The organism is Actinacidiphila cocklensis, assembly GCF_907177275.1.
Taxonomy (GTDB): Bacteria; Actinomycetota; Actinomycetes; order Streptomycetales; family Streptomycetaceae; genus Actinacidiphila; species Actinacidiphila cocklensis.
Genome location: NZ_CAJSLV010000068.1, coordinates 20,854 through 45,861, shown reverse-complemented (window position 1 = coordinate 45,861; position 25,008 = coordinate 20,854). Strand labels below are relative to the sequence as shown.

The window sequence follows — 25,008 nt, the reverse complement described above, 5'->3', positions numbered from 1 at the left end:
CCGGGCAATGTCGACGGGGTGGAGGCGCGGTGGCGGCGAGCCAGCAGGAGATCGACGTGGCGCAGGGCCACCTGGCCCGGCTGGTGTTCGGCCAGCTGGCCGCGCGGGTGGTGGGCACGGCGCTGCGGCTGGGCGTGCTGGACCGCTTCGGCCCGGACCGGACGAGCCGCCCGGCGGCCGAGGTGGCGACCGGCCTGGGTACGGACCCGCGGGCCACGCTGCGGCTGCTGCGCGCCATGGCGGCCCTGCAGCTGCTGACCGAGCCGGCCCCGGGCCGCTTCGCGCTCGCCCCGGCCGGTGAGCTGCTGCACGGCGGCGGAGCCGCGTCGCCGGACGGCACCGCCGCCTCCATGGCCGCGTTCGTCCGGATGTTCACAGGGCCCGTGGTGCTCAGCGGCTGGGACCACCTGGCGGACAGCCTGCTGACCGGCGACCCGTCGTTCGAGACGGCCTTCGGGGTGGACTGCTTCGGCTACCTCAAGCAGAACCCGGAGGCGTCGGCGGAGTTCAACGCGGCGATGAGCCAGGGCACGAAGGCGACCGCTGCGGGCCTGGCGGCGGCGTACGACTTCGACCGCTTCAAGACGGTGGTGGACGTGGGCGGCGGCGACGGCACGCTGCTGGCCGCGATCCTGCGCGGGCGCCCGGCGCTGCGGGGCATGCTCTTCGACACCGCGGAGGGGGTGGCCGAGGCCGGCGCCGTGCTCGCCCGCGAGCAGCTTGTCGAGCGGGTCACGGTGCACGCCGGGGACTTCTTCGCCGGTGTCCCCTCCGGCGGCGACCTCTACCTGCTCAAGAGCGTCGTCATCGACTGGGAGGACGACGCCTGCGTCGCCCTCCTCGAACAGTGCCGCCGGGTCGTGCCCGACGACGGCCGGCTGCTGATCGTCGAGCCCGTCCTGCCGCCCGCCGTCGACGGCAGCACCCCGCCGGGCGCGTACCTGTCGGACCTGAACATGCTCGTCAACACCGGCGGCCGGGTCCGCACCCGCGCGGAGCTCGAAGACCTCTGCGTCCGCGCGGGCTTCGCCCCCACCGCGCTGACCCCGCTGCCGCCGCCCTTCGCGGCCCTGGAGGCCGCCCCGGCCTGACCAGGGCCTGCCTCACACCAGTTCGGGCTGCGGTTCGGGCCGCAGCGCGGGCGGTGCGGCCGGCTCCCACTGCCGGGTGGTGCCTATGTAGCCGTGGATCACCGAGAGCAGCGCGAGGATGAGCAGCGGCCCGAACACCCACGGGTGGTGGGCCATCTGCAGCGGCAGGAAGCGGTAGGACACCAGGAGCGCGGTGAAGACCGCGGCGCCGTGGACGACCAGCTGGACGCCCTGCCTGTCCCAGCCGCGGTCGAACGTGCGCAGCGCGGCCTCGATGGTGATCGCGAACACCGCACCGGCCACCAGGTCGACGCCGTAGTGGTAGCCGAACCCCAGCGTGGCGCTGAGCGTGGCGATCAGCCAGAACGCGCCGGCGAACCGCAGGCTCCGCGGGCCCTTGCGGGAGTGGATGAATATCGCGGTGGCCCACGCGGTGTGCAGGCTGGGCATGCAGTTGCGCGGGGTGATCCCGTCGAAGGGCATGGAGTGCGGGGCGGTGACCGGCGGCGGGGTGTGCGGCCACAGGGTGGCCACCGCCCAGTGGCCGCCGTCGGCGCCGTAGGCGAAGACCGGGCCGACGGTGGGGAAGAGCATGTAAACGGCGGGGCCGACGAGGCCTATCACCAGGAAGGTGCGCACCAGGTGGTGGCGGGGGAAGCGGCGCTCGGACGCCACGTTGCGCAGCTGGTACATCGCGACGGCGACCGCGGCCACGGCGAGCTGGATGTAGACGTAGTCCAGGAGATGGCTGCCGACCGGGCCGGTGGCGTCGACGATCCTGCCGGCCAGCCACGAGGGGTCGCCGAGCGCGTGGTCCGCGGTTGCCGCGTACTGGTCCAGGACGTTCGGGCGGGTCTTCGACGTGATGAGCAGCCAGGTGTCGCCGGTCTTGCGGCCGGTCACCAGCAGCAGCCCGAGCCCGACGCCCTTCAGCAGCAGCATGCGCTCCTGGCCGGTGCGGCGCGTGACCGCGATGACCGCGCAGGCCGCGATCACCCACAACGGGCCGTTGCCGCAGGCGAACCCGGCGCCGGCCGCCCACCGGACCAGCAGGAAGACGACGTCGATGCCGACCGCCGCGGCGAGCGCGAGAGCGCGCTGCCGCCAGGTGAGCACCACCATCATCAGGCCCATGCTGGCGTAGAGCAGCGGCCCGGACTTGGGGGCGAATATGACCTCTTTCGCCTGGTTGGTGACCGGCCCCGCTATGCCGTAGTGGCGCGCGGCGATCTCCAGCGCCACGAGGAACCCGAGGGTCACCGCGCCTGCCGCCGTCCACAGCATCGCCCGTGGCCGGCGCCACGCGGCCGAGAATGCGGACCCGCCTGTTATTCGCGGGAAGACCCGCGATGTTATATTCGTCAATTTTGGTCGATTTGTTCGATTACGGCTGTCTCGGTCACGCTTCGTACCGGATGGCACGATTTCCCGGTGAAGGGCGGCGCTGGAGTGATCGCCGATCGAACATGTTAACGGAGGGGGAACATGCGGCTTCCGTGCAGGTCATGGCAGACCCACAGCATCAGCGTCGGTGCAGGTCAGAGCGTCGCGCGGCGGCGGGGTGCGGCGCGGGGGGCGGTCAGCTGACCCTCAGGCCCGGCCCAGCAGCCGGCGCAGCCGGCCGGGCCGGCGTGGGGGGCGGGGCGGCTGGATGACGATGTTGCCGCCGACCATCGAGCCGGTGACGGTGATCCGGTGCACGGCCGGGGCGTGCGGGTCGCGGTCCTTCGCGTGGCGGTACAGGACCGAGCCGCCGCGCATGTCCACCTCCTCGGCGTCCACGACGTAGCCGTCGGGGACGACCAGCCGCAGGTTGCCGCCGCGCATGTCCACCTCCACCTCGGTCGCCGGCTCGCGCACGGCCGCCGACGTGAAGTCGAGCAGCACGTTGCCGCCGAGGACCTCGAACTCCATGCGGCGCGGCACCTCCCAGCCGCCCTCGTACCTGACGTTGCCGCCGGCCCGGCGCACCCGCGCGACCTCCTTGGCCCGGACCGGCTCCCCCACCACCACCGCCTGCCCGGGCAGGTCGGCCACCAGCGGGGCCAGATCGCCGTACGTCCGCGCCGCGAAGCAGCTCTCCAGCCGCTCCTCCAGCTCCTCCAGGCTCAGCCGCCCGTCCCCCGCGGCCACTCGCAGCACCTCGGCGACCCGCTCCCGGTCGTCGTGCGAGACCCGCTGCTCCAGCTGCTCCTGCCCCACCCGCCGCGCCGGCTCCTGCGTCATGCCGGGCACCCTATACGCCCGCCCCCGGAGCGGCTCCGGCCGGGCGCGATGCCGGTGCGGCGGGGTTCAGGAGACGCCCACCGTCTGGCGGTCGGGGTCGATGAGGGCGACGACGCGCTCCTGGTCGCGGGAGTAGGGCCCGCCGGTGTACTTGGCGGACACCTCGTCGATGACCTCCCAGGCCGCGTCGCCCTCCAGCCACTCGGTGACGTGGCCGCGGATGATGACCGGGTGGAACGGGTTGTCGGCCGGCGTCAGGGACAGGGCGACCCGGGGGTCGCGGCGCAGGTTGCGGGCCTTGCGGGAGTGCGGGCCGGTGAGGATCACGACCTGGTCGCCGTGCGTGCCGATCCAGACCGGGACGGTGTGCGGGCCGCCGTCGGGCAGCACGCTGGCGAGGTGGGCGATCGGGGTGCCGTCGAGTACGCGGCGGACGTCGGGGTCGAGTGCCGTGGTCATCTCCGCGGTCCTTTCCTGGGTTCCTTCAAGAGACGCCGTGACCTTACCAGTCCGAGTTCCTTGAGGGAACTCCGTTGCCGTAGACTCGCGGTCATGCAGCGCACCGACTTCAGCAGGATGGCGTGTTCGATCGCCCGGACCCTCGACGTCATCGGGGAGCCGTGGTCGCCGCTGGTACTGCGGGACATATGGGCCGGGCTCACCCGGTTCGAGCAGCTCCAGGCCGACCTCGGGATCTCCCGCAAGGTCCTGACCGAGCGGCTGAACCACCTCGTCGAGCACGGCGTCCTGGAGCGCCGCCCCTACGACAGGCGGCCGCGCTACGAGTACGTCCTGACCCGGAAGGGCACGGAACTAGTCGACCTGCTGATGGTCATGGCCGGCTGGGGGGACCGGTGGCTCGCCGGCGAGGCCGGCCCGCCGGTGCTCTACCGCCACCACGCGTGCGGCGAGGTGAGCGCCGTCGAGCTGCGCTGCGCCCACTGCGGCGAGCCGATGCGCGCGGACGACGTCGACCTGCTGCCGGGACCGGGCGCCGCCGCCTGACCGGCGGCCGCGCCCGGTGACCCGGCCGCCGGACGAGGACCGCCGCCCCGGCGCCGGGGGAGCGGCGGGGCGGCGGTCGTAGGGGGAGGGGTGTCAGTCCGCGCAGGTGAGCGCGGCCGTGCCCCAGTCGGCGTGGTCGAAGGCGTTGCCGTCGCCGCCGTCGCCGACGGACAGGGTCAGGGTCTGCACGCCCGTGGTGTCGGCGCTGAGGTCGACCGCGGCCGCGCCGCCCTTCAGCACGCCGGTGGCGGCCAGCTGGCGTCCGTCACCGAGCACGGTGAAGGTCACGCTGCCCTTGCCCGCGTTCTCGTCGTCGACGCCGACGTGCGCCTCGAAGCGCGTGCAGCGGCCCTGGATGTCGATCGTCACCTTGGCGGTGGCGTTCATGCCCAGGCCCTTGTCGTAGACGGTCCCGCCGATGGTCAGCGGGTGCCCGTCGCCCGAGCCGGTCTCGCCGTTGGACTGGTCGCGCTCGACCGGACCCCAGCCGTTGGCCTCGGTGAGGAACGGCTGGTCGCTCGCGTAGGCCGTGCCGTGCAGCGGTATCGCCACCCGCAGGATCTGCTCGACGTGGACCGGCGGGGCGTTCCCGCCGGCCGGGTTGGCGTACTCGACCCAGACCGGCACCTCGACGGAGCCGCCCGGCTGGTCCTTGCCCACCGTCACGGTCCAGTCGCCGGTCAGCTCCTCGCCGGCGCGCAGCGAGCCGCGCGTGACGTCCTGGCCGGTCGCGGTCCAGCCCGCGGGGAGCCGGTCGCGGTCCAGCGTCATGCGCACGTGGCGAAGCGTGCCGCCCTGCGGCAGGACGAAGGAGGCGCCGACCGGCACGCTCGCGCCCGGCGCCGCGGTCGTGGACGCGGGGTCGAGCGTCAGGCTGGTGGCCGGGGCGGTGACGACCGGCTGCTCGCAGTCGGTGCGGCCCTTGGCCGCGGGGCACGCGACGGCCGCGAAGCCGCCGTTCTCGGCCGACGGCACCTCAAGGGTGTCCGCGGCGGTCACGGTCCGCACGGTGCGCTGCAGCCCGCCGTCGGTGTCACCGATGGTCTCCAGCAGCCAGCTGCCCTTGCCGAGGAAGCCCAGCGGGGCCTTCATCGTGTCGCTCGCGCCGGCCAGGATGCCGCCGACGAACCAGCGGTCCGCGCTGCGCCGGGCGATGACGGCCTGGCGGTCGCCGGCCGGCTGCTGCTCGGGGCCGCCGGAGACCAGGCGCGTCTCGTCCCAGGCGGTGGGGAGCTGTTCGAGGTAGCGCTCGGCCACCGGCTGGGCCGCGAAGCCCTCCGGCTTGTCGCCGAGGCTGGTCCAGCCGGACTCGAAGACCACCGGAAGCGCCAGCTCGCGCGCCAGGGTGTCCTTGCGGCCGGGCCGGGAGAACCAGGTCGGGGTGTAGTCCATCGACCCGACGACGTTGCGGGTGAAGGCCAGGAAGATGTCGCGCGTCGGGTTCTGGCCGTTCTCCTCGCCGCGGACCGCCTCGACGCTCGTCACCTGCGGCCAGGTGCGCTGCAGGCCACGGGGGATGGTCGCACCGTGGAAGTCGATCATGAGGTGCTGCTCAGCGGTGTCGCGCAGGATCGCGTCGTACCACTGGAAGGTGGACTGCGTGTCGGAGTACATGTAGTCGACCTTGACGCCGACCACGCCCCACGCCTTGACCTTGGGCAGCCAGGCGTCGCGCTGCGCCTGGGTGCGCAGGGCGTTCCAGTCGAACCACAGGAGGATGTCGACGCCCTTGGCCCGGGCGTACCGGACCAGCTCCGGCACCCAGCTCGCCTGCCAGCCCGCGTCGACGAGGGTGTACTCCAGGCCGTGCTGGGCCGCGTAGTCGACGAAGTCCTTCTGCCGCTCGAAGTTCCCTGGGCTCGAACCGTCGCTCAGCCAGGACCAGTCGTCCATGCCGGGCCGGATCCAGGAGGTGTCCTTGATCTTCGACGGCGGCGCCAGGTCGTCCACCAGGGTGGAGCCGACCACCGTGTCCAGGCCGCCCACGATGGCGGTGCGCCAGGGGGTGGCCAGCGGGCCCTGCGACGTCACGGGCGCGTCCTCGGCGAGGGCGACCCGGTAGGCGGAGCTGCCGTCCTGGTGGTCCAGGTGGCTGCCGGAGTAGCGGCCGTCGACGTCGGCCTCGGTCAGCAGCACGTAGCTGCCGCCGGTCTTGAACAGCGTCGGGTAGCCGAACGAGCAGGTGTCGCCGTCGCAGGTCTTCGGCTGCGCCTCGTTGGCGGCGGCCGCGGTGGTCTCGGTGCGCTCGGTCTCGTAACTGGGCTGGTACGGCTGGACCCACGCCTTGGCGTCCGCCGGCAGGTCGAACGTCGAGGCCTCCTGGGTGACGGTCACCTGGCCGGGCTCGTCCAGCAGGTAGCGGTAGGCGATGCCGTCGTCGGACACCCGCAGCACGACACCGAGCCGGGCGCCGTCCGCGCCCTGGAAGGTGAGCGTGGCCTCCCGCATGGTGGCCGAGCGGTCCAGCTGCTTGCCGGTGGTCATGCGGTACGACTCGTGGACGGTGCGCTCCCGCCGGTCGACCAGCCGCAGACCCGTCGTCAGGTCGTGTTCGTCGGTGGTGATCCCGAGTCGGCCGGGCAGCAGGACGGGGGTGCCGCCCCGCTCGACCGCGAGGTGCAGATCGCCCGCGGCGTCGAGGTCCACGTCGGCGGTCAGCCGCGCCGCGCCGGGCGCGCCGGGCCCGGTCACCGACCAGGTGCGGGAACCGTCCTGCGTGGCGGACGACGGCGCGGCGGCCGCCACGACCAGTCCGCTGCCCACCAGCGCGGCCAGTGCCACGCCGGTCACCGCCTGCCGGGTTCTTCTCTGTCGTGGTCTCATCTGCGTCCTCTGCCTCGCTCCACCAGTGCGCGCATGCGGGCCGGCTCCGGCCCCGGGCCGATTGCCGCAATCGGAACGGAACACCGCTCGAACCAACAACTTCGAACGTCGACCCGAAGGGCAACCGCTCAGATAACATCGGTCCCGCACAGAAAGCGTCAAGGGATTGGACAAACTTCGGGTGCACGAGGGGAGTTGGGGGGCGGCGCCCGGGTGTGCGCGGAACCAGGGGGGCGAAGGCCCACCGGGTCCTGGCGGAGGACTACTTGTACGTGATGTCCGACGACTTGTAGTTGCAGTAGAAGCCGTCGGGGTCCGAGCCGTTCTTCGGCGGCTCGGCCCCGGTGTTGTTGCCGATGTACTTCTGGCAGGGCACGATCTTGTGGCTGCTGTCACCGATGACGGTGATGTTGCGCAGCGAGACGGTGTCGCCGTAGTTGGTGTTGATCCCGGCGATCGCGCTGCCCTTGTAGGTGGCCTCGATGCCGTTCAGCTCGATCGTGCGCTTGTACTGCGTCGAGCAGTTGCCGCACGAGCGGACGAGCTTGCCGAAGTCCTGCACCGCGAAGTTGCTGACGACCAGCTTGCCGGCGCCGTTGAACTGCAGGACCTTGTCGGAGGCGTGCCGGGCGCCGCCGCCGGTGACGGTGTAGACGTTGGACGACGACGAGCCGCGGAAGGTCGCGGCGTCCTCGCCGACGTCCTCCCACCACACGTTCTGCAGGGTGCAACTGCCCTCGCAGTGCACGCCGTCGGCGGCGGGGGAGCCGATGATGACGTTCTTGAGCGTGGCGCCCGGCGCCAGGTCGAAGATCGGTCCCTGGTCCTCCGACTGGCCGTCGGTGCCGAGGTCGCCGGTGCCGTAGTAGCGGGCGTAGCCGTAGTCCCTGGTGCCCGAGACCGAGATGGTCGAGCCGGTGCCGTGGCTGCTGGTCGGCGTGGGCCAGGTCGCCGCCGACGCCGGCGGCAGGAAGGTCCCGGTCACCACGGCGGCGGTGGTGAGCGCGGTGGCGGAGCCGAGGCCGACGGCGAGGCGCCGGCGGGCGCGGCCTCGGCTGCCGTGCTGCCGGCGCCGCCCGTCGGGGCTGGTGCGTGGAGACATGGTGGTCGTCCTTTGTGGGGGGATGAGTCAGGTGCAGTTGCCTAGCAAGCGCTTGCCAATGAGCCATCACGGAGCGCTGTCGAAGCGCCACGGTGCCAAGAACCGTAGGACACGCCCGCCACGCGGGCAACACTTTTCGCAGGGTTCGTCTTCGCCGGGCGGCGGCCCTGTTATCCGTACAGGAAAGGGCGCTTAGTGCCCGCGCAGGCGAGCGGGGAGCGGGCGGTGAAGCGCATCGACGGATCGGCTCGCCATCGGCCGACGGTCTGGCCACAGGTGACAGTAAAGGCTTACTTTCTGATCGAGCGGCGACCGGGGTACCCAGGACGGTTGTGCAACGGGCTGGACTCTGTTCATACTGCGGAACGACGGGAGCCGGTGCCGACGCCGTACAACCAGCCCAGAGGAGCGGACCCATGGCACTCACGCGCAGAACCGCCCTCACCGCCGCGGCAGCCGGCACGGCCGCCGCCCTGGGGCTCGGAGCCGCCGGCGCGTCCCCGGCCCACGCACGCGCGGGGCGTCCAGGACGCCGCGCGCTGTACGTCTCACCCGACGGGCGGGGCGGCTTCAGCTCCGTGCAGGACGCGGTGGACGCCGTGCCGGGACCCGGCGCGACGATCGTGGTCGCCGCCGGCACCTACCGCGAGACCGTCCTGATCACCGCGGCCGCGCAGGGGCTGACGCTGCTGGGCGCGACGGGCGACCCGCGCGACGTCGTCATCGTCCACGACACCGCCAACGGCACCCCCAAGCCCACCGGCGGCACCTACGGCACCTCGGGCTCCGCCACCGTGACGACCCAGGCCGAGGGCCTCACCGTCCGCCACATCACCTTCGCCAACGACTGGTTGCGCGCCGACCACCCCGACATCACCGGCACCCAGGCGGTCGCGGTCAAGGTGCAGGGCGACCGCTCGGCCTTCCACCGCTGCCGCTTCCTCGGCCACCAGGACACGCTGTACGCCGACACCCTCGCGGCCGACGTCCTCGCCCGGCAGTACTTCGAGGACTGCTACGCCGAAGGCGACGTCGACTTCGTCTTCGGCCGCGCCACCGCCGTCTTCGACCGCTGCCGCTTCCGCACCCTGGACCGCACCGACCTGGCCGCCCCGCCCTACGGCTTCGTCTTCGCGCCCAGCACCACGGCCGCCGACCCGCACGGCTTCCTCGCCACCCGCTGCCGGATCACCAGCGCCGCCCCGGACGCCGCGTACAAGCTCGCCCGCCCCTGGGTGCCCAGCTCCGACACCACCGCCGTGCCGATGCTGACCGTACGCAACACCTGGCTCGGCGCGGGCATCGACGCCGCGGCGCCGTACGCCGACATGTCCGCCGCCCACCCCTGGCAGAGCATGCGCTTCCGCGAGTACGCCGACACCGGCCCGGGCGCGCGGGTCACCGACCCCGCCGCCCGCCCCCAACTCACCGCCGCGCAGGCCGCGTCCGCCACCCGGGAGGCCTACCTGACGGGCGCCGACGGCTGGACCCCCTGGCGGGGACACTGAGGCGGGGACGTACGACCTGAGCGAAGCGACGCAGGGAAACACACCAGGATGCCGATCCGACCCGAAGAGGGCGGCCGACGGGCAGGTGACGGTGCCGGCTGGCGGGCGACTTCACCGGCCGCGTCATCGGCATGTACGCCGCGTCCGGCACCGTCCACTTCGACCGGTTCGTCCACTTCGACCGGTTCGACCACCGGCCCGCCGGGGACTGAAAGCCCCGGGTCCGGCCACCCGTCCGGACGCGCTCGGTGGGCCGGGGCTGCGGGCTCCGGTCAGGATGGGACGCGGCGGCCTGCCCGTGCGCATCGGGCGGTCGCCGACGTCCGTCGGCCCGACCGGCAGCACGGCTGCCGTGCCGACGCCCGCGACCGAGGGAGGACCGATGACCGACACCACGTCCCCGGGCGACGCGACGGGCATCGCGGCGCAGGACGGCGCGTACGCCCGCCCGGCCGGCGCCCTCGACCTGCGCCGGGTCGGCGCCCACCCGGACAACTGGTACCCGGTCGCGCTGTCGTCGGGCGTACGGGGCAAGCCGGTGGCCGCCACCTTCGGCGGCGAGCGCATGGCGCTCTACCGCGGTGCGAGCGGTGCCGTCCACGCGCTGGAGGACCGGTGCGCCCACCGCCAGGTCCCGCTGAGCATGGGAGTGGTCGAGGGCGAGGCACTGCGCTGCTGCTACCACGCGTGGGCCTACCGCGGCGACGGCCGCATCTCGCAGATCCCGTATCTGCCCAAGGGCGTCGGCCGGCCGCCGCGCGGGGTGCGCGCCTACCCGGTCAGGGAGGCCTACGGCCTGGTGTTCGTCTTCCCCGGCGACCCGGCGCAGGCCGAGGCGACCCCGCTGCCCGACCTCCCGGAGTACAGCTCGCCGCGCCACCGGACCATGACGTACTCCCGTACGGTGCGCTGCCACTACTCCTTCATGCACGAGAACCTGCTCGACATGAACCACCAGTTCCTCCACCGCGGCGTCGTCGGCCGGCTGCGGCCGCAGCTCCTCGGCTACGAGGCGGGCGCGCGGTCGGTGGAGGCCCGCTACCTGTTCACCCACGCGGGCGGCAGGAAGAACCGCGGCGCGGGCCTGCTGGCGGCCGAGGGCATCGGCGGCTCGAACAGCGCCGACGTGATGACGATCCGCACCGAGTACCCGTACCAGACGCTCACCCTGGTCCCGGAGAAGTCCGACCACCCGGTCTTCTCCCTCTGGGTCGCCTACGTGCCCGAGGACGCCGAGCAGCGGACCTGCCACGTCTACGGCCTGCTCATGATCGAGAAGCCCCGGGTCCCGGGCGCCATGCGGCTGGCGTGGCCGCTCATCCGGCGCTTCACCGAGCGGGTGTTCGCCGAGGACCGGATGGCGGTCGAGGCCGAGCAGCGTGCCTGGGACGAGCAGGGCGAGGACCGCAACCACGAGGTCTTCCCGCTGATCCTCGACGTCCGCGAGGTGCTGCGCAGCAACGGCGTCCCGCTGAAGCCCCTCGCGCGCCCCTGCGGCTGAGCTCGGCCCCCGCCCAGGGCCGCCGCCTCCCGCGCGTGCCGCCGCGTTACCATCGCGGCGACAGACAGGGGACGCGGCAGATGGAGCACCGGACAGCGGCGGCGCGGCACGGCCGGGTGGCGATGGCCGACGTGGCGCGCGTGGCGGGGGTCTCCCCGCAGACCGTGTCACGGGCGCTGCGCGGCCACCCCAACGTGCAGGCCGGGACCCGGGCCAAGGTGCTGGCCGCCGCAGAGCAGCTGGGCTACCGCAAGAACGACGCGGCCCGGGTGCTGTCCTCCGGCCGCAGCCTCACCATCGGGGTCGTGTCGCTGCGGACCGGGTACTACTCGCGCACCAGCCTGATGTACGGCATCGAGCGGGCCGCGTCGGAGGCGGGCTTCTCCGTCGCCGCGGCCACCACCGAATCCCTGGACACCTCCGCCGTCGAGGGCGCGATGTCGCGGCTGGCCGACCAGGGCGTCGAGGGATTCGTGCTGGCGGTGCCGCTCATCCAGGTCAGCCGGCGGATCGAGCGGCTCACCGGCGCCCTGCCCACCGTGACCATCGACGGCTCGCGCACGCCCGCCACCGAGGTCGTCGCCGTCGACCAGACGCTGGCCGCCCGGCTGGCGACCCGTCACCTGCTCGACCTCGGCCACGAGACGGTCTGGCACCTGGCGGGGCCCGGGGAGTGGCTGGACGCGGCCAGCCGGCTGCGCGGCTGGCGCGACACGCTGGAGGCGGCGGGCAGGACGGTGCCGCCGCAGATCGAGGGTGACTGGTCACCGGCGTCCGGCTACCGCGGCGGGCTCATCCTGGGCAGGATTCCCGACGTCACCGCGATCTTCGCCGCGAGCGACGAGATGGCCTTCGGGGTGGTCCGCGCGCTGCACGAACTCGGCAGGCGGGTCCCGGCCGACATCTCGGTCGTCGGCGTCGACGACATCCCGCTGGCGGAGTACTGCTCGCCGCCCCTGACCACGGTGTCCCAGCCCTTCGCCGAGCTGGGCGCGCTGGCGGTGTCCCATCTGATGCGCCACCTGGCCGACCCCGCCGCGGCTCCCGCCCCCGCATCGGTGGAGCCGACGCTGGTCGTCCGCTCCAGCACCGGCCCCGCAGGCCCGGGGGCGTGAAGGGCCGCCCACCGGTGGCGGGCGGCCCTGTTCCGCGTCGGTGACGGGGTGTCAGTTCTGTTGCTGGCTCGGCATGTGCTGGGTCGCACCGGGACGGGCGGGCATGGGCTGGGTCGCGGCGGTGGCCTGGGCGGCCAGGTTGGCCGCCGTGGTGGAGGCGTCGAACTGCGGGTTGGCCGGGGCCGGTTTGCGGTCGTGCAGGTGCAGCGCCCCGGAGAAGTCACCGAAGGTGCGCCGCCGCCACTTGCTGATCGGCGTGAACGTCACAGGACCGTGGCCCGACAGGCCGCCCGCCGCGGTGATCGTCTCGACGAACTGCAGCCCCGAGGTGTGGTCGGAGACCTCGGAGAAGATCCGGCCGCCCACGGTCCACGGGGACACGATGATGCACGGCACCCGGAAACCGGCGCCGACCGGCAGCCCGCCGCCGGGCGTGCCCTTCGGGGAGGGCAGTGTCACGAACTCCTCGGGGTACTTGCGCTGGTCGGGGACCGGCGGCGGGACGTGGTCGAAGAAGCCGTCGTTCTCGTCGTAGTTCAGGACGAAGACCGTCGAGTTCCACAGCTCCTCGTTGGCGGCCAGCGCCTCCAGCTTGGAGGCGAGGTACTGCGCGCCGGCGGCGGGCAGGTTCGGCGGGTGCTCGTCGGCCTCGCTCGGCATGAACAGCCAGGACACGTCGGCGAGTACGCCGTTGGCGCAGTCCTCCTCGAAGGCGAGCGCCGGGTCGGCCGCCGGGGTCGGGCTGGTCGCGTTGCCGACCTGCCCGGGGGCGCCGGTGCCGTACAGCGTGCCGCCGGTCATGACGGAGTTGTACAGCGCGACCGGCAGGGTCGCCTTGTCCTTGAAGTTGGCGAACCAGCCGAAGACGTTGAAGCCGCTGGTCGCGCCGGAGAAGTACGTCTTGACGCTGTAGCCGGCGCTGTGCAGGATCTCCGCGGCCGACGGGTAGGTCAACGCGTTGGGCGTGACCGTCTCCAGGCAGGGGCCGCCGAACGTGCCCTGCGGGTCGTTGGTGCCCGACATCCACACCAGCCGGTTGGGGTCCGTCGGGCCGAGGACCGAGCAGTGGTAGTTGTCGAGCAGCGTGAAGGACTCGGCGAGCGCCCAGTGGAAGGGGATGTCCTCCCGGGTGAAGTAGCCCATCGTGTACGACCCGTTGACCTGGCCGTCCGAGGCGAGGTGGGTGGTCAGCCAGCCGTCCATCGCGCCGTTGTTCCACGAGGCGTGCTGGTCGCGCCAGTCGTGCGACAGCGAGGGGATCGCGGCGGCGCCGGTGGTGATGGTGGACATGTGGAAGGGCTCCAGGTAGCCGTCCGGGTTGGCCGGATCGGGCTGCTGGAAGACGGAGTTGCCGTTCGGCAGCCGGATCGCGGTGCGGTCGCTGAAGCCGCGCGCGCCGGGGAAGGTGCCGAAGTAGTGGTCGAAGGAGCGGTTCTCCATCATCACGTACACGACGTGCTTGATGTCGGAGAGGCTGCCCTTGGACGGGCTTGCGGTCGCGGCCCGCGCGAGGCTCTCCGGCAGCACGCCGGCCATGCCGGCGGCGCCGGCGAGTGCCGCCGCGGTGCTGACGAACCGGCGCCGGGAAAGGCCCGGACGGGAGGAATCGGTGGTGCTCATCGTCTCTCTTCTTCGTCTCGTGGGGCCGGGTCAGGACGTCGCGGGGGCCACCGGCCCCGCCGCGGCGCCGGGGCGCGCGACGCCGAGTACCTGCGCGACGGCGTTGTTGTGCGTGTCCGCGATGTAGAGGAAGTTCGTGGCCGGGTCGACGGCCACCGCCTGCGGGGTGTGCAGCTTCGAGGCGGCCGGGGCCGCGCCGCTGCTCTCCCCGCCGGGCAGGGCCGAGGAGTTCACCACGGTCGTGATGATCCCGTCCGGGGTGATCTCGCGGATCGCGTTGTTGAAGGTGTCGGCCACGAAGAGGTCTCCCGCACCGTCGACGGCCACCCCCTGCGGGTCGTTGAGCTGCGCGGCGGTCGCGGCGCCGCCGTCGCCGGAGAAGCCGCCGAGTCCGTCGTGCGCCCGGCCTGCCGCGTAGTTGCCCGCGACCGTGGTGATGACCCCGGTCCTGGCGTCCACCCGGCGGATCACGTTGTTGGCCGAGTCGGCGATGTAGAGGTTGCTCTTCGCGTCGAGCGCGAGGCCGGTCGGCTGGTTGAGCCGGGAGAGCGCGGCAGGCCTTCCGTCGCCGGAGTACCCGGCGCCGCCGGTGCCGATCACCCCGATGACGAGCTGCTTCGGGGACACCACGAGCACCCGGTTGTTGTGGGTGTCGCAGATGTAGACGTTCTTCGCCGCGCTGACCGCGACCGCACCCGGGTGGTCCAGCTGGACCGAACGGGCGCTCAGGGACAGCCTGCTGCCCGCGGTGCCGCTGCCCGCGAAGCGCTGGATGACGCCGCCTGCCGTGACCTCGCGGACGACGTTGTCGCCGCTGTCGGCGATGAAGACGTTGCCGTCGGCGTCCACCGCGGTGCCGGCCGGCTGGTACATCGTGGCCGCGTCGGCCTTGCCGCCGTCGCCCTTCTCGCCCGAGCCCTCCAGGTCGCCGGCCAGGATCGAGGTGCCGCCGTCCCGCAGCCTGGCGACCACGTTGTCACCGGTGTTCGACACGTAGACCGAGCCGCTGAGCACGGACAGGCCCGCCGGGCGGTAGAGCGAGCCAGGGGTGACGTTGGGGACGACCGCGCCGGAGCCCGGGTCCACATGGGTGCCCGCGTCGTCGCCCACCGAGGTGTAGTGCATCGTCTGCAGGATCGGTCCTGACGGTGCCGCGCTCGAACCGATCGTCAGGTTGACGTCGTCGGCGGTGCCGTCGCTGTTCGCGCCGCTGCTGACGCCGACCGTGGCGATCGTGACCAGCACCTTCTCGGTGCCGTTCGGCACGGTGCCGTGCCAGGCCTGGTGGACCAGGCTGGAGATGTTGTTGCGCTGGCCCGCGGTGACCGGGCCGATGACCGCGGTGCCGACGGTGGCGCCCTTGGCGTCCTGGAACGCGGCGGTGACGGTCGCGTAGTCGCTCTGCGTGGAGTAGCCGCCGAGGTCGCCCGACAGGCTGAAGGGCTGGCCGTCGGTGTCCAGCGCACTGACGTCGATCGACTGGATGCCCGAGGTGGTGACGCCCGGGATCGAGACGGTGCTGGGGTTGGTGCCGCCGTAGAAGACCCGGCTGCCGGTCACCCCCGGGTACGTCGAGGTGCGCGACTCCTGCGTGCCGTCGGGCGGATTGAGCGGCGAGGTGCTGGTCCAGCAGTCGGCGACGGTCTGGTCGTCGCCCAGCGGGGCGCCCAGCGCGGTCGCGGCGGTCCAGTCCTCGGCGCCGGGGTTGGCGATCAGGTTGGCGTTCAGCGCCGGGGTGACCTGGTCGGCGGCCGGGCAGGGCGCGGTGTAGCTCTGGCCCGCGGCCTTCAGACCGATCGTCAGGTTCAGGTTGTCGGCCGCGCCGTCGCTGTCGGCGCCGCTGTCGACGGCCACCGTGATGATGGTGACCAGGACCTTCTTGGTCCCGGGCGGGACCACGCCGTAGGTGCCGTCGGTCAGCAGCTCGGAGGTGCCGCCGCGCTGGGCGGTGGTGGCCGGGCCGATGCCCGCGGTGCCCAGGCTCGCGCCGCCGGCGTCCTGGAAGGTCGCGACGACCTGCGCGTAGTCGCTCTGCGTCGAGTAGCCGCCGACCTCACCGGTCAGCTTGAACGGCTGGCCGTCCGGCTTCAGGGAGCTGACGTCGATCAGCTGGGTGCCGGTGGTGACCACGCCCGCGACCTGGACGGTGCCGGGGTTGGTGCCGCCGTAGAAGACCCGCCCGCCGGTCACCCCCGGGTACGTCGACGGGCGCGACTCCTGTGTGCCGTCCGGTGCGTTGAGCGGGGAGGTGCTGGTCCAGCAGTTCGCGACGGTCCGGTCGTCGCCGTCGGGCGCGCCGAGCGCGGTGGCGTCGGTGAAGTCCTCGGCCCCGGGGTTGGCGATCAGGTTGGCGTTCAGTGCCGGGGCGACCTGGTCGGCGGCCGGGCAGGGCGCGGTGTAGTGCTGGCCGCTGCTGCCCGAGGCGATGGTCAGGTTCAGGCTGTCGGCCCGGCCGTCGATGCCGTAGCCGGCGCTGACACCGGTCGACGCGACCGTGACCACGACCTTGGCGGTGCCGGCCGGTACGGTGCCGACCGCCGCCTCGGGGACGAGGCTGGTGACGCTGCCGCGCTGGGCGGCGTTGACCGGGCCGATGGCCGCGGAGCCCAGGGCGGCGCCCTGCGCGTCCTGGAACGCGGCGGTGACCGTCGCGTAGTCGGCCTGGGTCGTGTACCCGCCGATCGCACCGGTCAGCGTGAACGACTTCCCGCCCGCGTCCAGCGCGCTGACGTCGATCATCTGGGTGGCCGTCGTGGTGACGCCCACGACCGAGACCTGCGGGGACTCGTAGTCGTAGCCGCCGTAGAAGGTGCGGCCGCCGGACTGGCCGGGAGTCGACGACGCGTACGACTCCAGGACGGCGCCCGGCGCGTCCATCGGGGAGGACGCCTCCCAGCAGTCCGGGACGTACTGCGTGTCACCGGCGGGTGCGCCGAGGTCGGTGACCGCCGTGAAGTGCTCGGCGCCGGGGTTGGCGATCAGGTTGCTGTCCAGCGCGGGGCTGACCGCGTCCGCGGCCGGGCACGCGGCGGAGTACCGCTGGCCGGTGCTCGCCGCCGCGGCCGACCCGCCCCCGTTGTCCGCTCCCACCAGGCCGAACGCCGTCGCGGCCGCGGCGATCGCCGCCACAGCCGCCCAGCGGGCCTTCTTCTGAAGTCTCATGATCCATATTGATGTACAGGGCAACGGATGCGATGAGGACCGTTCCTTTCCGGCGGTTGACGCCCGCGTGAACAATCGTCATGTACACGTGTGAATCAGGGGAGTTCGGCCCGATCGGTCCCCAGGTCCGGTCCCGGACGCGGCAGGTCCATCCGCGCGAGCCGCGCCGGGTTCGTCACCACCGTCATCTCGGTGATCCGGCCGCCGGCGACGGTGAACGCGAGGACCGCCAGCGGCGTGCCGTCCGTACGCCAGGAGACGACCCCCGGCCGCCCGCCGACCAGCACCGCCCGCCCGCCGCCGGCCGCACCCGCGGACAGCTTCGCGCCGCCGGCCACCGCGGTGGCGCCGAGGGTGACCACCACCCCCGCGGGGGAGTCGACGGTCAACCGCACCTCGGGGTCGAGCACCCGCAGCAGCCCCTCGAAGTCGCCGCGGCGGGCCGCCGCCAGGAAGGCCGTGACCACTTCGCGCTGCTCCCGCCCTGCGCCCGCCGGCCGCTCGGCCGCCCGCACCTTCTTGCGGGCGCGGCTGGCGAGCATCTTGGCGGCGGCCGTCGACTTGCCGAGGATCCGGCCGATCTCGTCGAACGGCACCGCGAACAGGTCGTGCAGCACGAACGCCAGCCGCTCGCTCGGCCCCAGCGCGTCGAGGACCACCAGCAGCGCGAGCCCGACCGACTCGGCGAGCGCCGCGTCGTCCTCGGGACCCGGACCGCCGCCGGGCGTCACCGCCAGCTCGGGCAGCCGGACGTCGTAGGACACGTCCGGCCGGGTCCTGCGCGACCGCAGGACGTCCAGGCTGATCCGCCCGACCACGGTGGTCAGCCAGCCGGCCAGGTTGCCGATCTCCGCCGGGTCCTGGCGGCAGAGCCGCAGCCAGGCGTCCTGGACCGCGTCCTCGGCGTCGGCGTGCGAGCCGAGCATGCGGTAGGCGACCGCGCGCAGCCGCTCGCGCTGCGCCTCGAACACCTCGGCCACCGGGTCTGCCGGGCTGCTGTCGGACATCGGGTTACCTTCCTGCGATCGGCTCCGTCATGGGTGATGACGGCCCCGGACGGGGCCAGGTAACCGATGAAGGAGCAGGACCGATGCAAGCACGTACGAACAGCGCGCCGAGCCCCGACCTGATCACCGCGATCCAGCACCTCCACAAGGCGATCGGCGACGGCGGCGTCGCCCCGGGCCTGCTCTCGCTCGTCCACCTGCGCGCCAGCCAGATCAACGGCTGCAGCCCGTGCGTTTTCGCCGCGGTCGAGTCGGCGCGGAAGCTCGGCGAGAGCGAGGAGCGGCTGCACCACGTGGTCGCGTGGCGCGACACCCCCTTCTTCACCGACGAGGAGAGGGCCGCACTCGCGCTGACCGAGGCCGCCACCCGGCTCCAGGACGGCGCGGCGGGGGTGACCGACGAGATCTGGGACACCGCCGCCGCCCACTTCGACCCGAAGCAACTGTCCGCCATCACCCTGGAGATCGCGACGACCAACTTCTTCAACCGGATCAACCGCACGATCGGCGAGCAGGCCGGAAAGACCTGGTGAGCACGGGCCGGCGCGGCCCCCGCAGCCGCGGGGCACGTGCCGGCCGCCCGCGGCGGACCGGACTCGGCACCGGGACGCCCACCGACCGGTCGACCACCGCTCCTTCCCCCAGGGTTCACTGCGTGCTCCAGGCGGTGTCACCCGCGCTCCTCGGTCGGTCCTTTGGATCAGTGCGCGCCCTCGGCGGAACCGGGGGCGGCGGGGGCGCCGCCTCCGCGTCCCTACCAGCCGAGGTGCACCTGAGACCGAGGGTCCTGAGCCACCGGTGTACGAGGCCGCTGTTCGCGGTGCTCGCCGCCGCGACCGTGGTGGCGGCCGGACCGGCCGCCGCGTTCGCCGACGGAGCGCATCCGCACGACCAGGCCCGACCTGATCGTCCTCAACGGCGACATCACCGACCGCGGCCTGCCGCAGGACCTCGCGCTGGCCCGCAAGGTGCTCACCGACGCCGGGTGCGACCTCATCCCGGTCGGTCAGGAGCCGGCCGCGGACAGCACGCCGGACCCGGCGGCCGGTTCGGTCCCGTGCTACTACGTGCCGGGCAACCACGAGTCGTACGGCCTGAACAACGTCCGGTCCGACCTGACGGACTTCACCGGCGAATTCGGGCAGCCGTACCGGACGTTCGACCACAAGGGCACCCGGTTCATCCTGCTCGCCAGCTCGCTGGGGTCGCTGCGCGGCACCGCATGGGACCAGCTGCCGATGATGCAGCAGGCGCTCGCCGACGCCAGGAAGGACCCCTCGGTGCACAACGTCCTGGTCTTCGCCCACCACCCGGTGGACGACCCGGCCGAGACCAGGTCCAGCCAGCTCGGCGACCGCGACGAGGCCGCACTCGTGGAGAAGATGCTCACCGACTTCAGGAACGGCACCGGCAAGGGCGCCGCGACGGTCGGCTCGCACGCCCAGATCGCCGACGTCCACCGCGTCGAGGGCGTCCCGTAGGTGGTGCTGCCCTCGTCGGGCAAGGACCCGTACGGCACCCCGGACCGGGGCGGTTTCACCGGGTGGGTCGACTGGTCCGTCGACGCGGGCCTGGGCGCGGGCCGGCAGTGGCTGGAGGGCGACGTGCGCGCCTTCGCGCAGTCCGTCACGCTCGACGCGCCCGGCTCGCTGCGGGTGGGCGGGACGGCGCAGCTGTCCGGCAGCATCGTGCAGCCCGAGGGCGTGTCGGCGGGCACCCGGGTGGTGCCGCCGCGCTACCCGATGTCGGTGGACTGGGGCGGCTCGTCGAGCCTGGCCGTCGGCAGCGGGAAGCAGGCGGTCGAGGAGGCCCGCCGCAAGGGCAAGGTCGCGATCCACGACCCGCTGACCCGGACGCTCACCGCGCTGCGCCGCGGCTCGGTGACCGTGACGGTGGCGAACGACTCGATGCGCGCCTACACCGGCGCCGACTCGCTCGCGCCGGTCACGGCCTCTCGGACCATCACGGTCGGCTGACTGCGACTGCGACTGCGACTGCGACCGCGACTGCGACCGCCACCGCCGCCACAGCGACCGCCGCCTGACGCCGCGGCAGGACCGAGGGCGGGCACGTACCCCGTGCCCGCCCTCGGCGCCGTCCGGCGCCGCGCCGATGGCGTGCGGATCGCGCCGGCGTACCGGCCCGTGCGCCCGGTGGCGGAAAGTCGCGACGGCGCGCGGAGTTGATGCCGACAACGCCTGATATACGCGCCCTGTCACTCACTCATCGTATGCGGGATGATACGGAGTGCAGTCATCGGAGGAGGGGGTACGCGATGGCGGTCGACGAGACGGGCCATGCGGTCGTGGTGGGGGCCGGGGTGTCCGGGTTGCTTGCGGCCCACGCGCTGGCCCGGCGGTTCGAGCAGGTCACGGTCGTCGAACGGGACGCGGTCACCGACGGGCCGGCGGAATTCCGGGCCGGCGTACCGCAGTCGAGGCATGTGCACATCCTCTGGTCGCGCGGCCTGCAGGCCCTGGAAGAGCTGGTGCCCGGGGTCGGCGCGGACCTCGAAGCGGCCGGGGCGGCCGTCATCGACGCCCCCTCGCAGATGCGCTGGCTCTCGCCCGCGGGCTGGTTCGCGGGCGTGCCGGGCGCGCGCTACCTGTCCGTCTCGCGCGAGGTGCTGGAGTCGACGCTGCGGCGCAGGATCGTCGACCGGTCGGCGGTCACCCTGATGAGCCGCCAGGAGGCGACCGGCCTCCTCCCGGCGCCGGGCGACACGGCGGTCAGCGGCGTACGCCTGCGCGAACGCGGCGGCGGGCGGGAGTCCACACTGCCGGCGTCCCTGGTGGTGGTCGCCACCGGCCGCAGCTCCCGCACCGCCGAATGGCTGCTGCGGCTCGGCTACCCGGTGCCCGCCCCGGAGCGCGTCGACGCCCATCTGGGCTACTCCTCCCGCTACTACCGGCGCCCGGTCGCCGGCGGCCCCTGGCGGGCGATGTACCTGCAGGGCAATCCCGAGGTGCCGCGCGGCGGGGTGATCGTGCCGATCGACGGCGACAGGTGGCTGGTCACGCTGATCGGGCAGGGCGAGCACCAACCGCCGGTCGAGGAGGGCGCCTGGCTCGCCTTCGCCTCGTCGCTGCGCTCGCCCGAGCTGTCCGCCGCGCTCGACGGCGCGGAGCCGCTGACGGACGCGGTCGCCTTCCGGGCGACGGCGAACGAGTGGACGCACTTCGAGCGCGCCAAGCGCTGGCCGCGCGGCCTGGTGGTGACCGGGGACGCGCTGTGCCGCTTCAACCCCGTCTACGGGCACGGCATGACGGTCGCGGCGCTCCAGGCCCAGGCCATCGCGGAACAGGCCGCGGGGCGCGAGCCCGCCGAGATCGCCGCGCGGGCGCGCGAGACGCAGCGGGCCGTCGCGCGCTGCGTCAAGGCGGCCTGGCTGATCGCCACGGGTGAGGACGCCCGCTATCCGGGCACCGACGGGCCGAAGCCCGGCAGGTTCGGCCGGCTGCAGCAGGACTACCTGGCACGGGTGCTGGTCGCCGCCAACACCGACCCGGTGGCGTGCGAGGCGTTCTTCGCGGTGCTCTCGCTCAACCGCCGCCCCGAGGCGCTGCTGACGCCCCGGGTCGCGGTACGTGCCACCCGCCGCCGGGCGTGACCTCCGCCCGCGGCGGCGGGCGGCGGCCTCGTAGGGCGGGCGGCGGCCTCGTAAGGTGGGCGGCGGGAGAAGTCCGCCGACCCGCCCGGAGGCGCCGTGCAGCACCCGTTGATGACGTTGAGCGCGATCACCCTCGACTGCCCCGACCCGCCGGCGCTCGCCGCCTTCTACCAGCAGGCGACCGGCCTCGAACCGCATCCGAAGAGCGACGCCGGATTCGCCGGGCTCACCAGCGGGGACGGCCTGTTCATCGGCTTCCAGCGGGTCGACGGCTACCGGGCGCCGCAGTGGCCGGGCCAGACGGTGCCCCAGCAGTCGCACCTGGACTTCACGGTCGACGTCGACCTCGACGAGGCCGAGGCCCGGCTGCTGGCGCTGGGCGCGGGCAAGCCCGAACCCCAGCCGGACGACGCGAGGTTCCGCGTCCTCACCGACCCGGCCGGGCACCCCTTCTGCATCGTCAGGGCACCCGGCGGCTGACGCCCGCTCCCGGCGTCCGGCCCACCGCGTGTGTCCGTCCGGTGCCGGCCGGCGCCGCGTAGCGCCCCAGCTCGGGCACCGCCCGCACGATCACCGCCACGGCCAGCACCGTCAGCAGCCCGCCGGCGCAGATCGCCGGCCGCGCGCCGAAGGCCGAACCGGCCGCGCCGTGCAGCAGGTTGCCGATCTGCGGCCCGCCGATCGTGACGACGGTGAGCGACCCCTGGACGCGACCTCGCAGGGCGTCGTCGGTGAGGGACTGGGTGAGGGCGTTGCGGAACGTGCTCAGGACGAAGTTCACCGCGCCGCCGAGCGCGAGGGCCGCCAGCGCGAGCCACAGGACGGGGGCGAGGCCGAGCAGGACGACGCAGGCACCCCACGCGGCCGCGGCCGCCGCCAGCAGCGCGCCGTGGCGCCGGGCGCGGGTGAAGGTGCCCGACAGCAGGCCGACCGCGAAGACCCCGGCCGGGTAGGCCGCGTAGAGCAGGCCGAGGGCCGGACCGCCGCCCTCCGCCCGGCCATAGGCGCGCTGGGCCAGCTCGGGGAAGAGGGCGACCGGCATGCCGAGGACCATCGCCGCGAGGTCCACCGCCAGCACCGCCATGAGCAGCCGGCTGGCCGCCAGGTGGCGGAAGCCGCCCAGCAGCCGGCCCAGGACGGAGCCGGCCTGGCGGGAGCGCGCCGCCGCCCGGGGCGGCAGCGGCGGCAGCCTGACGACGGCCCACAGCACCGCCAGCAGCGCGACGGCGTCGAAGAGGTACAGCATGCCGAGCCCGGTCACCGGGATCAGGACGCCGGCCAGGACGGGACCCAGGATCGACCCGGCGTAGCGGACCAGCGAGCCGAGGCTGACGGCCGCGGGCAGCATCTCGGCGGGGACGAGGCGCGGCACCGCGGCGCCCATCGTCGTCATGATGGCGCCGAAGGCCAGCCCCTGGCAGGCCACCAGCACCAGCAGCACGGGAACCGAGCGCCCGCCGAGGGCCGCCTGGGTCCACAGCCCCGCGTACGTCAGCGCCAGCCCGCAGTGGGCGACCAGCAGCACCGTACGCCGATCCCGCGCGTCCGCCGCGGCGCCCGCCCACAGCGCCGCCACGACCAGTGCGACCAGCGACACCGCGGCGGACAGGCCGACGACCGCCGACGACCCGGTCACCGTGAACAGCTGCGTCGGGACGGCGACCACGCTGAACGAACCGCCCACCGCGCCGACCACGGACGCCACCCACAGCCGCCGGAAGGCCGGCACGGCCAGCGGGCGCCGGTCGACGGTGTACGTGCCGCGGAACCTGAACCCCACCGCGCTCACCGCCCGTTGCCGCCGACGTGGCCGGCGCCAGGACCGGCCGGCGCCTCCAGGGCGACCACCTCCGCGACCACGCAGGCGACGTTGTCGGGCGCACCGGCGGCGTACGCCCGCGCGAGCAGCGCGTCGAGCGCCTGCCGCGGACCGTCGGCACCCGCCAGCAGCTCGCGCAGCACACCGTCGGGGACGACCGTGGACAGGCCGTCGGAGCACAGCAGGTAGCGGTCGCCGGCCGCGGCCGCGTGCAGCGACAGATCGGGCCTGGCCGCGCCGGTCCCGCTCAACGCCCGTACCAGCAGCGCCCGCTGCGGATGGGAGGCGGCCTCGTCCGCGGTCAGCCGGCCCTCGTCGACGAGCCTTTGCACATAGGTGTGGTCATGGGTGATCCGGAACAGCTCACCGCCGCGTACGAGATACGCCCTGGTGTCGCCGATGTGCACCAGTGCGAGCTGCGAACCCGACCACAGCAGCGCGGTCAGCGTGGTGGCCGCCGCACCGGCGGCCGTCGAGGCGGCGATCTCCGCGATCGTGCGGTCCGCGGTGTCGACGGCGTCGGCGAGAGCGCCCAGCAGGTCGCCTGCCGGCACCGCCAGGGTCTCCAGCGGCCGGAGCGCGGCCACGGCCGCCGCGCTCGCGCGGTCGCCGGCCGCACCGCGGACCCCGTCGGCCACCGCGAGCAGCCGGGGGCCGGCGTACGCGGTGTCCTCGTTGCTGGTGCGCAGCAGCCCCGACTCCGACCGTGCGGCGTAGCGGATGCCGAGCACGGCGGGAGCCGCGCCCACCGGACTGCCGCTGCCCGTCAGGTAGTCGACGAGGAAGGTGGCCAACTGCCCGCGTGCCGCGGTCTCCGCCTGCACCTGCCGCCAGTAGTCGCTGATCTCCTCGGCGGCGGCTGCCGCCGGCAGGCCGCAGACCCGCCGTACGCGCGCCAGCGGCATGCCCAGGCGCCGCAGCCAGGCGATCAGCCGGGCCTGCTCCAACTGCTCGGGATCGTAGTAGCGGTAGCCCGACTCGCCGTCCACCAGGGCCGGTTGCAGCAGGCCCAGCTCGTCGTAGTGCCGCAGCGCCTTCGGCGACAGCCGCGCGGCCCGCGCGAACGCCCCGATCGTCAGCAGTTGCCGCACGGCTCCTCCTCGCCCCGGCCGCCGTGACCGGTGCGGACAAGGCTGCCGCTTCCCCCAAGGTGAAGGTCAAGCACGCGCGCCGCGGCCCCGGTCGGAACCGGGGCCGCGGCGCGGGGGTCGGTCGGCGGCTCAGTGGCCGTAGCCCCAGGTGGGCTTGTCCGAGGGCGGGCAGGAGGTCGGCGAGGTCGTGGCGGTGTGGTGGGCGCGGTCGTGGGCGCACCGGTGGCGGCCGTCCCCAACTGCCGCTCCAGCCGACGACACGTGACATTTTGAGTTTTCTTGTGAGTATCATTGACGCAAGGACAAACAGAAAACAACACTGTGCGCC

20 protein-coding genes are annotated in these 25,008 nt (G+C 73.6%); 10 read left to right on the top strand and 10 right to left on the bottom strand.

Features of this window, described 5'->3' with window-relative positions:
- Nucleotides 1-29: 29 nt before the first annotated feature.
- Nucleotides 30-1,091, top strand: a complete 1,062-nt coding sequence (locus tag NFU81_RS24530; RefSeq protein ID WP_251493586.1) for an acetylserotonin O-methyltransferase — start codon at nucleotides 30-32, stop codon at nucleotides 1,089-1,091.
- A gap of 12 nt (nucleotides 1,092-1,103) precedes the next feature.
- On the opposite strand, the gene NFU81_RS24525 is transcribed toward NFU81_RS24530, so the two are convergent.
- The 3 genes from NFU81_RS24525 to NFU81_RS24515 form a co-directional block, all read right to left on the bottom strand.
- Nucleotides 1,104-2,375: a phosphatase PAP2 family protein gene (locus tag NFU81_RS24525; protein ID WP_251493583.1), complete on the bottom strand. Its 1,272-nt coding sequence runs from the start codon at nucleotides 2,373-2,375 to the stop codon at nucleotides 1,104-1,106.
- A gap of 306 nt (nucleotides 2,376-2,681) precedes the next feature.
- Nucleotides 2,682-3,317, bottom strand: a complete 636-nt coding sequence (locus NFU81_RS24520) for a DUF1707 SHOCT-like domain-containing protein (RefSeq protein WP_251493580.1) — start codon at nucleotides 3,315-3,317, stop codon at nucleotides 2,682-2,684.
- A 66-nt stretch (nucleotides 3,318-3,383) separates the two neighbouring features.
- Nucleotides 3,384-3,776 (bottom strand): PPOX class F420-dependent oxidoreductase, encoded by a 393-nt coding sequence (locus tag NFU81_RS24515; protein WP_251493578.1) that lies wholly within the window; start codon nucleotides 3,774-3,776, stop codon nucleotides 3,384-3,386.
- Between the two features lie 93 nt (nucleotides 3,777-3,869).
- Between NFU81_RS24515 and NFU81_RS24510 the strand changes: the two genes are divergently transcribed.
- On the top strand, nucleotides 3,870-4,322 hold the full coding sequence (locus tag NFU81_RS24510) for a winged helix-turn-helix transcriptional regulator (RefSeq protein ID WP_251493576.1): 453 nt from the start codon (nucleotides 3,870-3,872) through the stop codon (nucleotides 4,320-4,322).
- Between the two features lie 93 nt (nucleotides 4,323-4,415).
- Here the strand turns inward: NFU81_RS24510 and NFU81_RS24505 are convergent, their stop codons facing one another.
- Together NFU81_RS24505 and NFU81_RS24500 are read right to left on the bottom strand one after the other, a co-directional pair.
- Nucleotides 4,416-7,145 (bottom strand): NPCBM/NEW2 domain-containing protein, encoded by a 2,730-nt coding sequence (locus NFU81_RS24505; protein WP_251493574.1) that lies wholly within the window; start codon nucleotides 7,143-7,145, stop codon nucleotides 4,416-4,418.
- Between the two features lie 262 nt (nucleotides 7,146-7,407).
- Nucleotides 7,408-8,247 (bottom strand): pectate lyase, encoded by an 840-nt coding sequence (locus NFU81_RS24500; protein ID WP_251493572.1) that lies wholly within the window; start codon nucleotides 8,245-8,247, stop codon nucleotides 7,408-7,410.
- Nucleotides 8,248-8,663: 416 nt separating this feature from the next.
- Between NFU81_RS24500 and NFU81_RS24495 the strand changes: the two genes are divergently transcribed.
- From NFU81_RS24495 to NFU81_RS24485, 3 genes are all read left to right on the top strand, one after another.
- Nucleotides 8,664-9,755, top strand: a complete 1,092-nt coding sequence (locus tag NFU81_RS24495; protein ID WP_251493570.1) for a pectinesterase family protein — start codon at nucleotides 8,664-8,666, stop codon at nucleotides 9,753-9,755.
- Nucleotides 9,756-10,137: 382 nt separating this feature from the next.
- A complete protein-coding gene (locus NFU81_RS24490) occupies nucleotides 10,138-11,256 on the top strand; it encodes an aromatic ring-hydroxylating oxygenase subunit alpha (protein WP_251493568.1) in 1,119 nt (372 codons plus the stop codon).
- A gap of 80 nt (nucleotides 11,257-11,336) precedes the next feature.
- The gene (locus NFU81_RS24485; RefSeq protein ID WP_251493567.1) at nucleotides 11,337-12,371 is read left to right on the top strand and encodes a LacI family DNA-binding transcriptional regulator; all 1,035 of its coding nucleotides are present in this window, start codon (nucleotides 11,337-11,339) and stop codon (nucleotides 12,369-12,371) included.
- A gap of 51 nt (nucleotides 12,372-12,422) precedes the next feature.
- On the opposite strand, the gene NFU81_RS24480 is transcribed toward NFU81_RS24485, so the two are convergent.
- From NFU81_RS24480 to NFU81_RS24470, 3 genes are all read right to left on the bottom strand, one after another.
- The gene (locus NFU81_RS24480) at nucleotides 12,423-13,991 is read right to left on the bottom strand and encodes a phospholipase C (protein WP_251493565.1); all 1,569 of its coding nucleotides are present in this window, start codon (nucleotides 13,989-13,991) and stop codon (nucleotides 12,423-12,425) included.
- A 30-nt stretch (nucleotides 13,992-14,021) separates the two neighbouring features.
- A complete protein-coding gene (locus NFU81_RS24475) occupies nucleotides 14,022-17,153 on the bottom strand; it encodes an NHL domain-containing protein (protein WP_251493562.1) in 3,132 nt (1,043 codons plus the stop codon).
- 95 nt (nucleotides 17,154-17,248) lie between these two features.
- Entirely contained in the window at nucleotides 17,249-18,160 is a 912-nt protein-coding gene (locus tag NFU81_RS24470) for a sigma-70 family RNA polymerase sigma factor (RefSeq protein WP_251493559.1), read from the bottom strand.
- 83 nt (nucleotides 18,161-18,243) lie between these two features.
- On the opposite strand from NFU81_RS24470, the gene NFU81_RS24465 reads away from it, so the two are divergent.
- The 5 genes from NFU81_RS24465 (at nucleotide 18,244) to NFU81_RS24445 (ending at nucleotide 22,250) form a co-directional block, all read left to right on the top strand.
- On the top strand, nucleotides 18,244-18,693 hold the full coding sequence (locus NFU81_RS24465; RefSeq protein WP_251493556.1) for a carboxymuconolactone decarboxylase family protein: 450 nt from the start codon (nucleotides 18,244-18,246) through the stop codon (nucleotides 18,691-18,693).
- Between the two features lie 348 nt (nucleotides 18,694-19,041).
- A complete protein-coding gene (locus tag NFU81_RS24460) occupies nucleotides 19,042-19,641 on the top strand; it encodes a metallophosphoesterase family protein (protein ID WP_308208319.1) in 600 nt (199 codons plus the stop codon).
- The gene (locus tag NFU81_RS24455) at nucleotides 19,642-20,136 is read left to right on the top strand and encodes a hypothetical protein (RefSeq protein ID WP_251493554.1); all 495 of its coding nucleotides are present in this window, start codon (nucleotides 19,642-19,644) and stop codon (nucleotides 20,134-20,136) included.
- A 299-nt stretch (nucleotides 20,137-20,435) separates the two neighbouring features.
- On the top strand, nucleotides 20,436-21,770 hold the full coding sequence (locus NFU81_RS24450) for an FAD-dependent oxidoreductase (protein WP_251493551.1): 1,335 nt from the start codon (nucleotides 20,436-20,438) through the stop codon (nucleotides 21,768-21,770).
- A 111-nt stretch (nucleotides 21,771-21,881) separates the two neighbouring features.
- Complete coding sequence (locus NFU81_RS24445; RefSeq protein WP_251493547.1) at nucleotides 21,882-22,250, top strand: VOC family protein; 369 nt, start codon at nucleotides 21,882-21,884, stop codon at nucleotides 22,248-22,250.
- Here NFU81_RS24445 and NFU81_RS24440 read toward each other — a convergent pair.
- Nucleotides 22,231-23,550 (bottom strand): MFS transporter, encoded by a 1,320-nt coding sequence (locus NFU81_RS24440; protein ID WP_251493543.1) that lies wholly within the window; start codon nucleotides 23,548-23,550, stop codon nucleotides 22,231-22,233. The two genes, NFU81_RS24445 and NFU81_RS24440, sit on opposite strands and share 20 nt — an antisense overlap.
- A gap of 5 nt (nucleotides 23,551-23,555) precedes the next feature.
- Nucleotides 23,556-24,680 (bottom strand): MerR family transcriptional regulator, encoded by a 1,125-nt coding sequence (locus NFU81_RS24435; protein ID WP_251493540.1) that lies wholly within the window; start codon nucleotides 24,678-24,680, stop codon nucleotides 23,556-23,558.
- Nucleotides 24,681-25,008 lie beyond the last annotated feature (328 nt).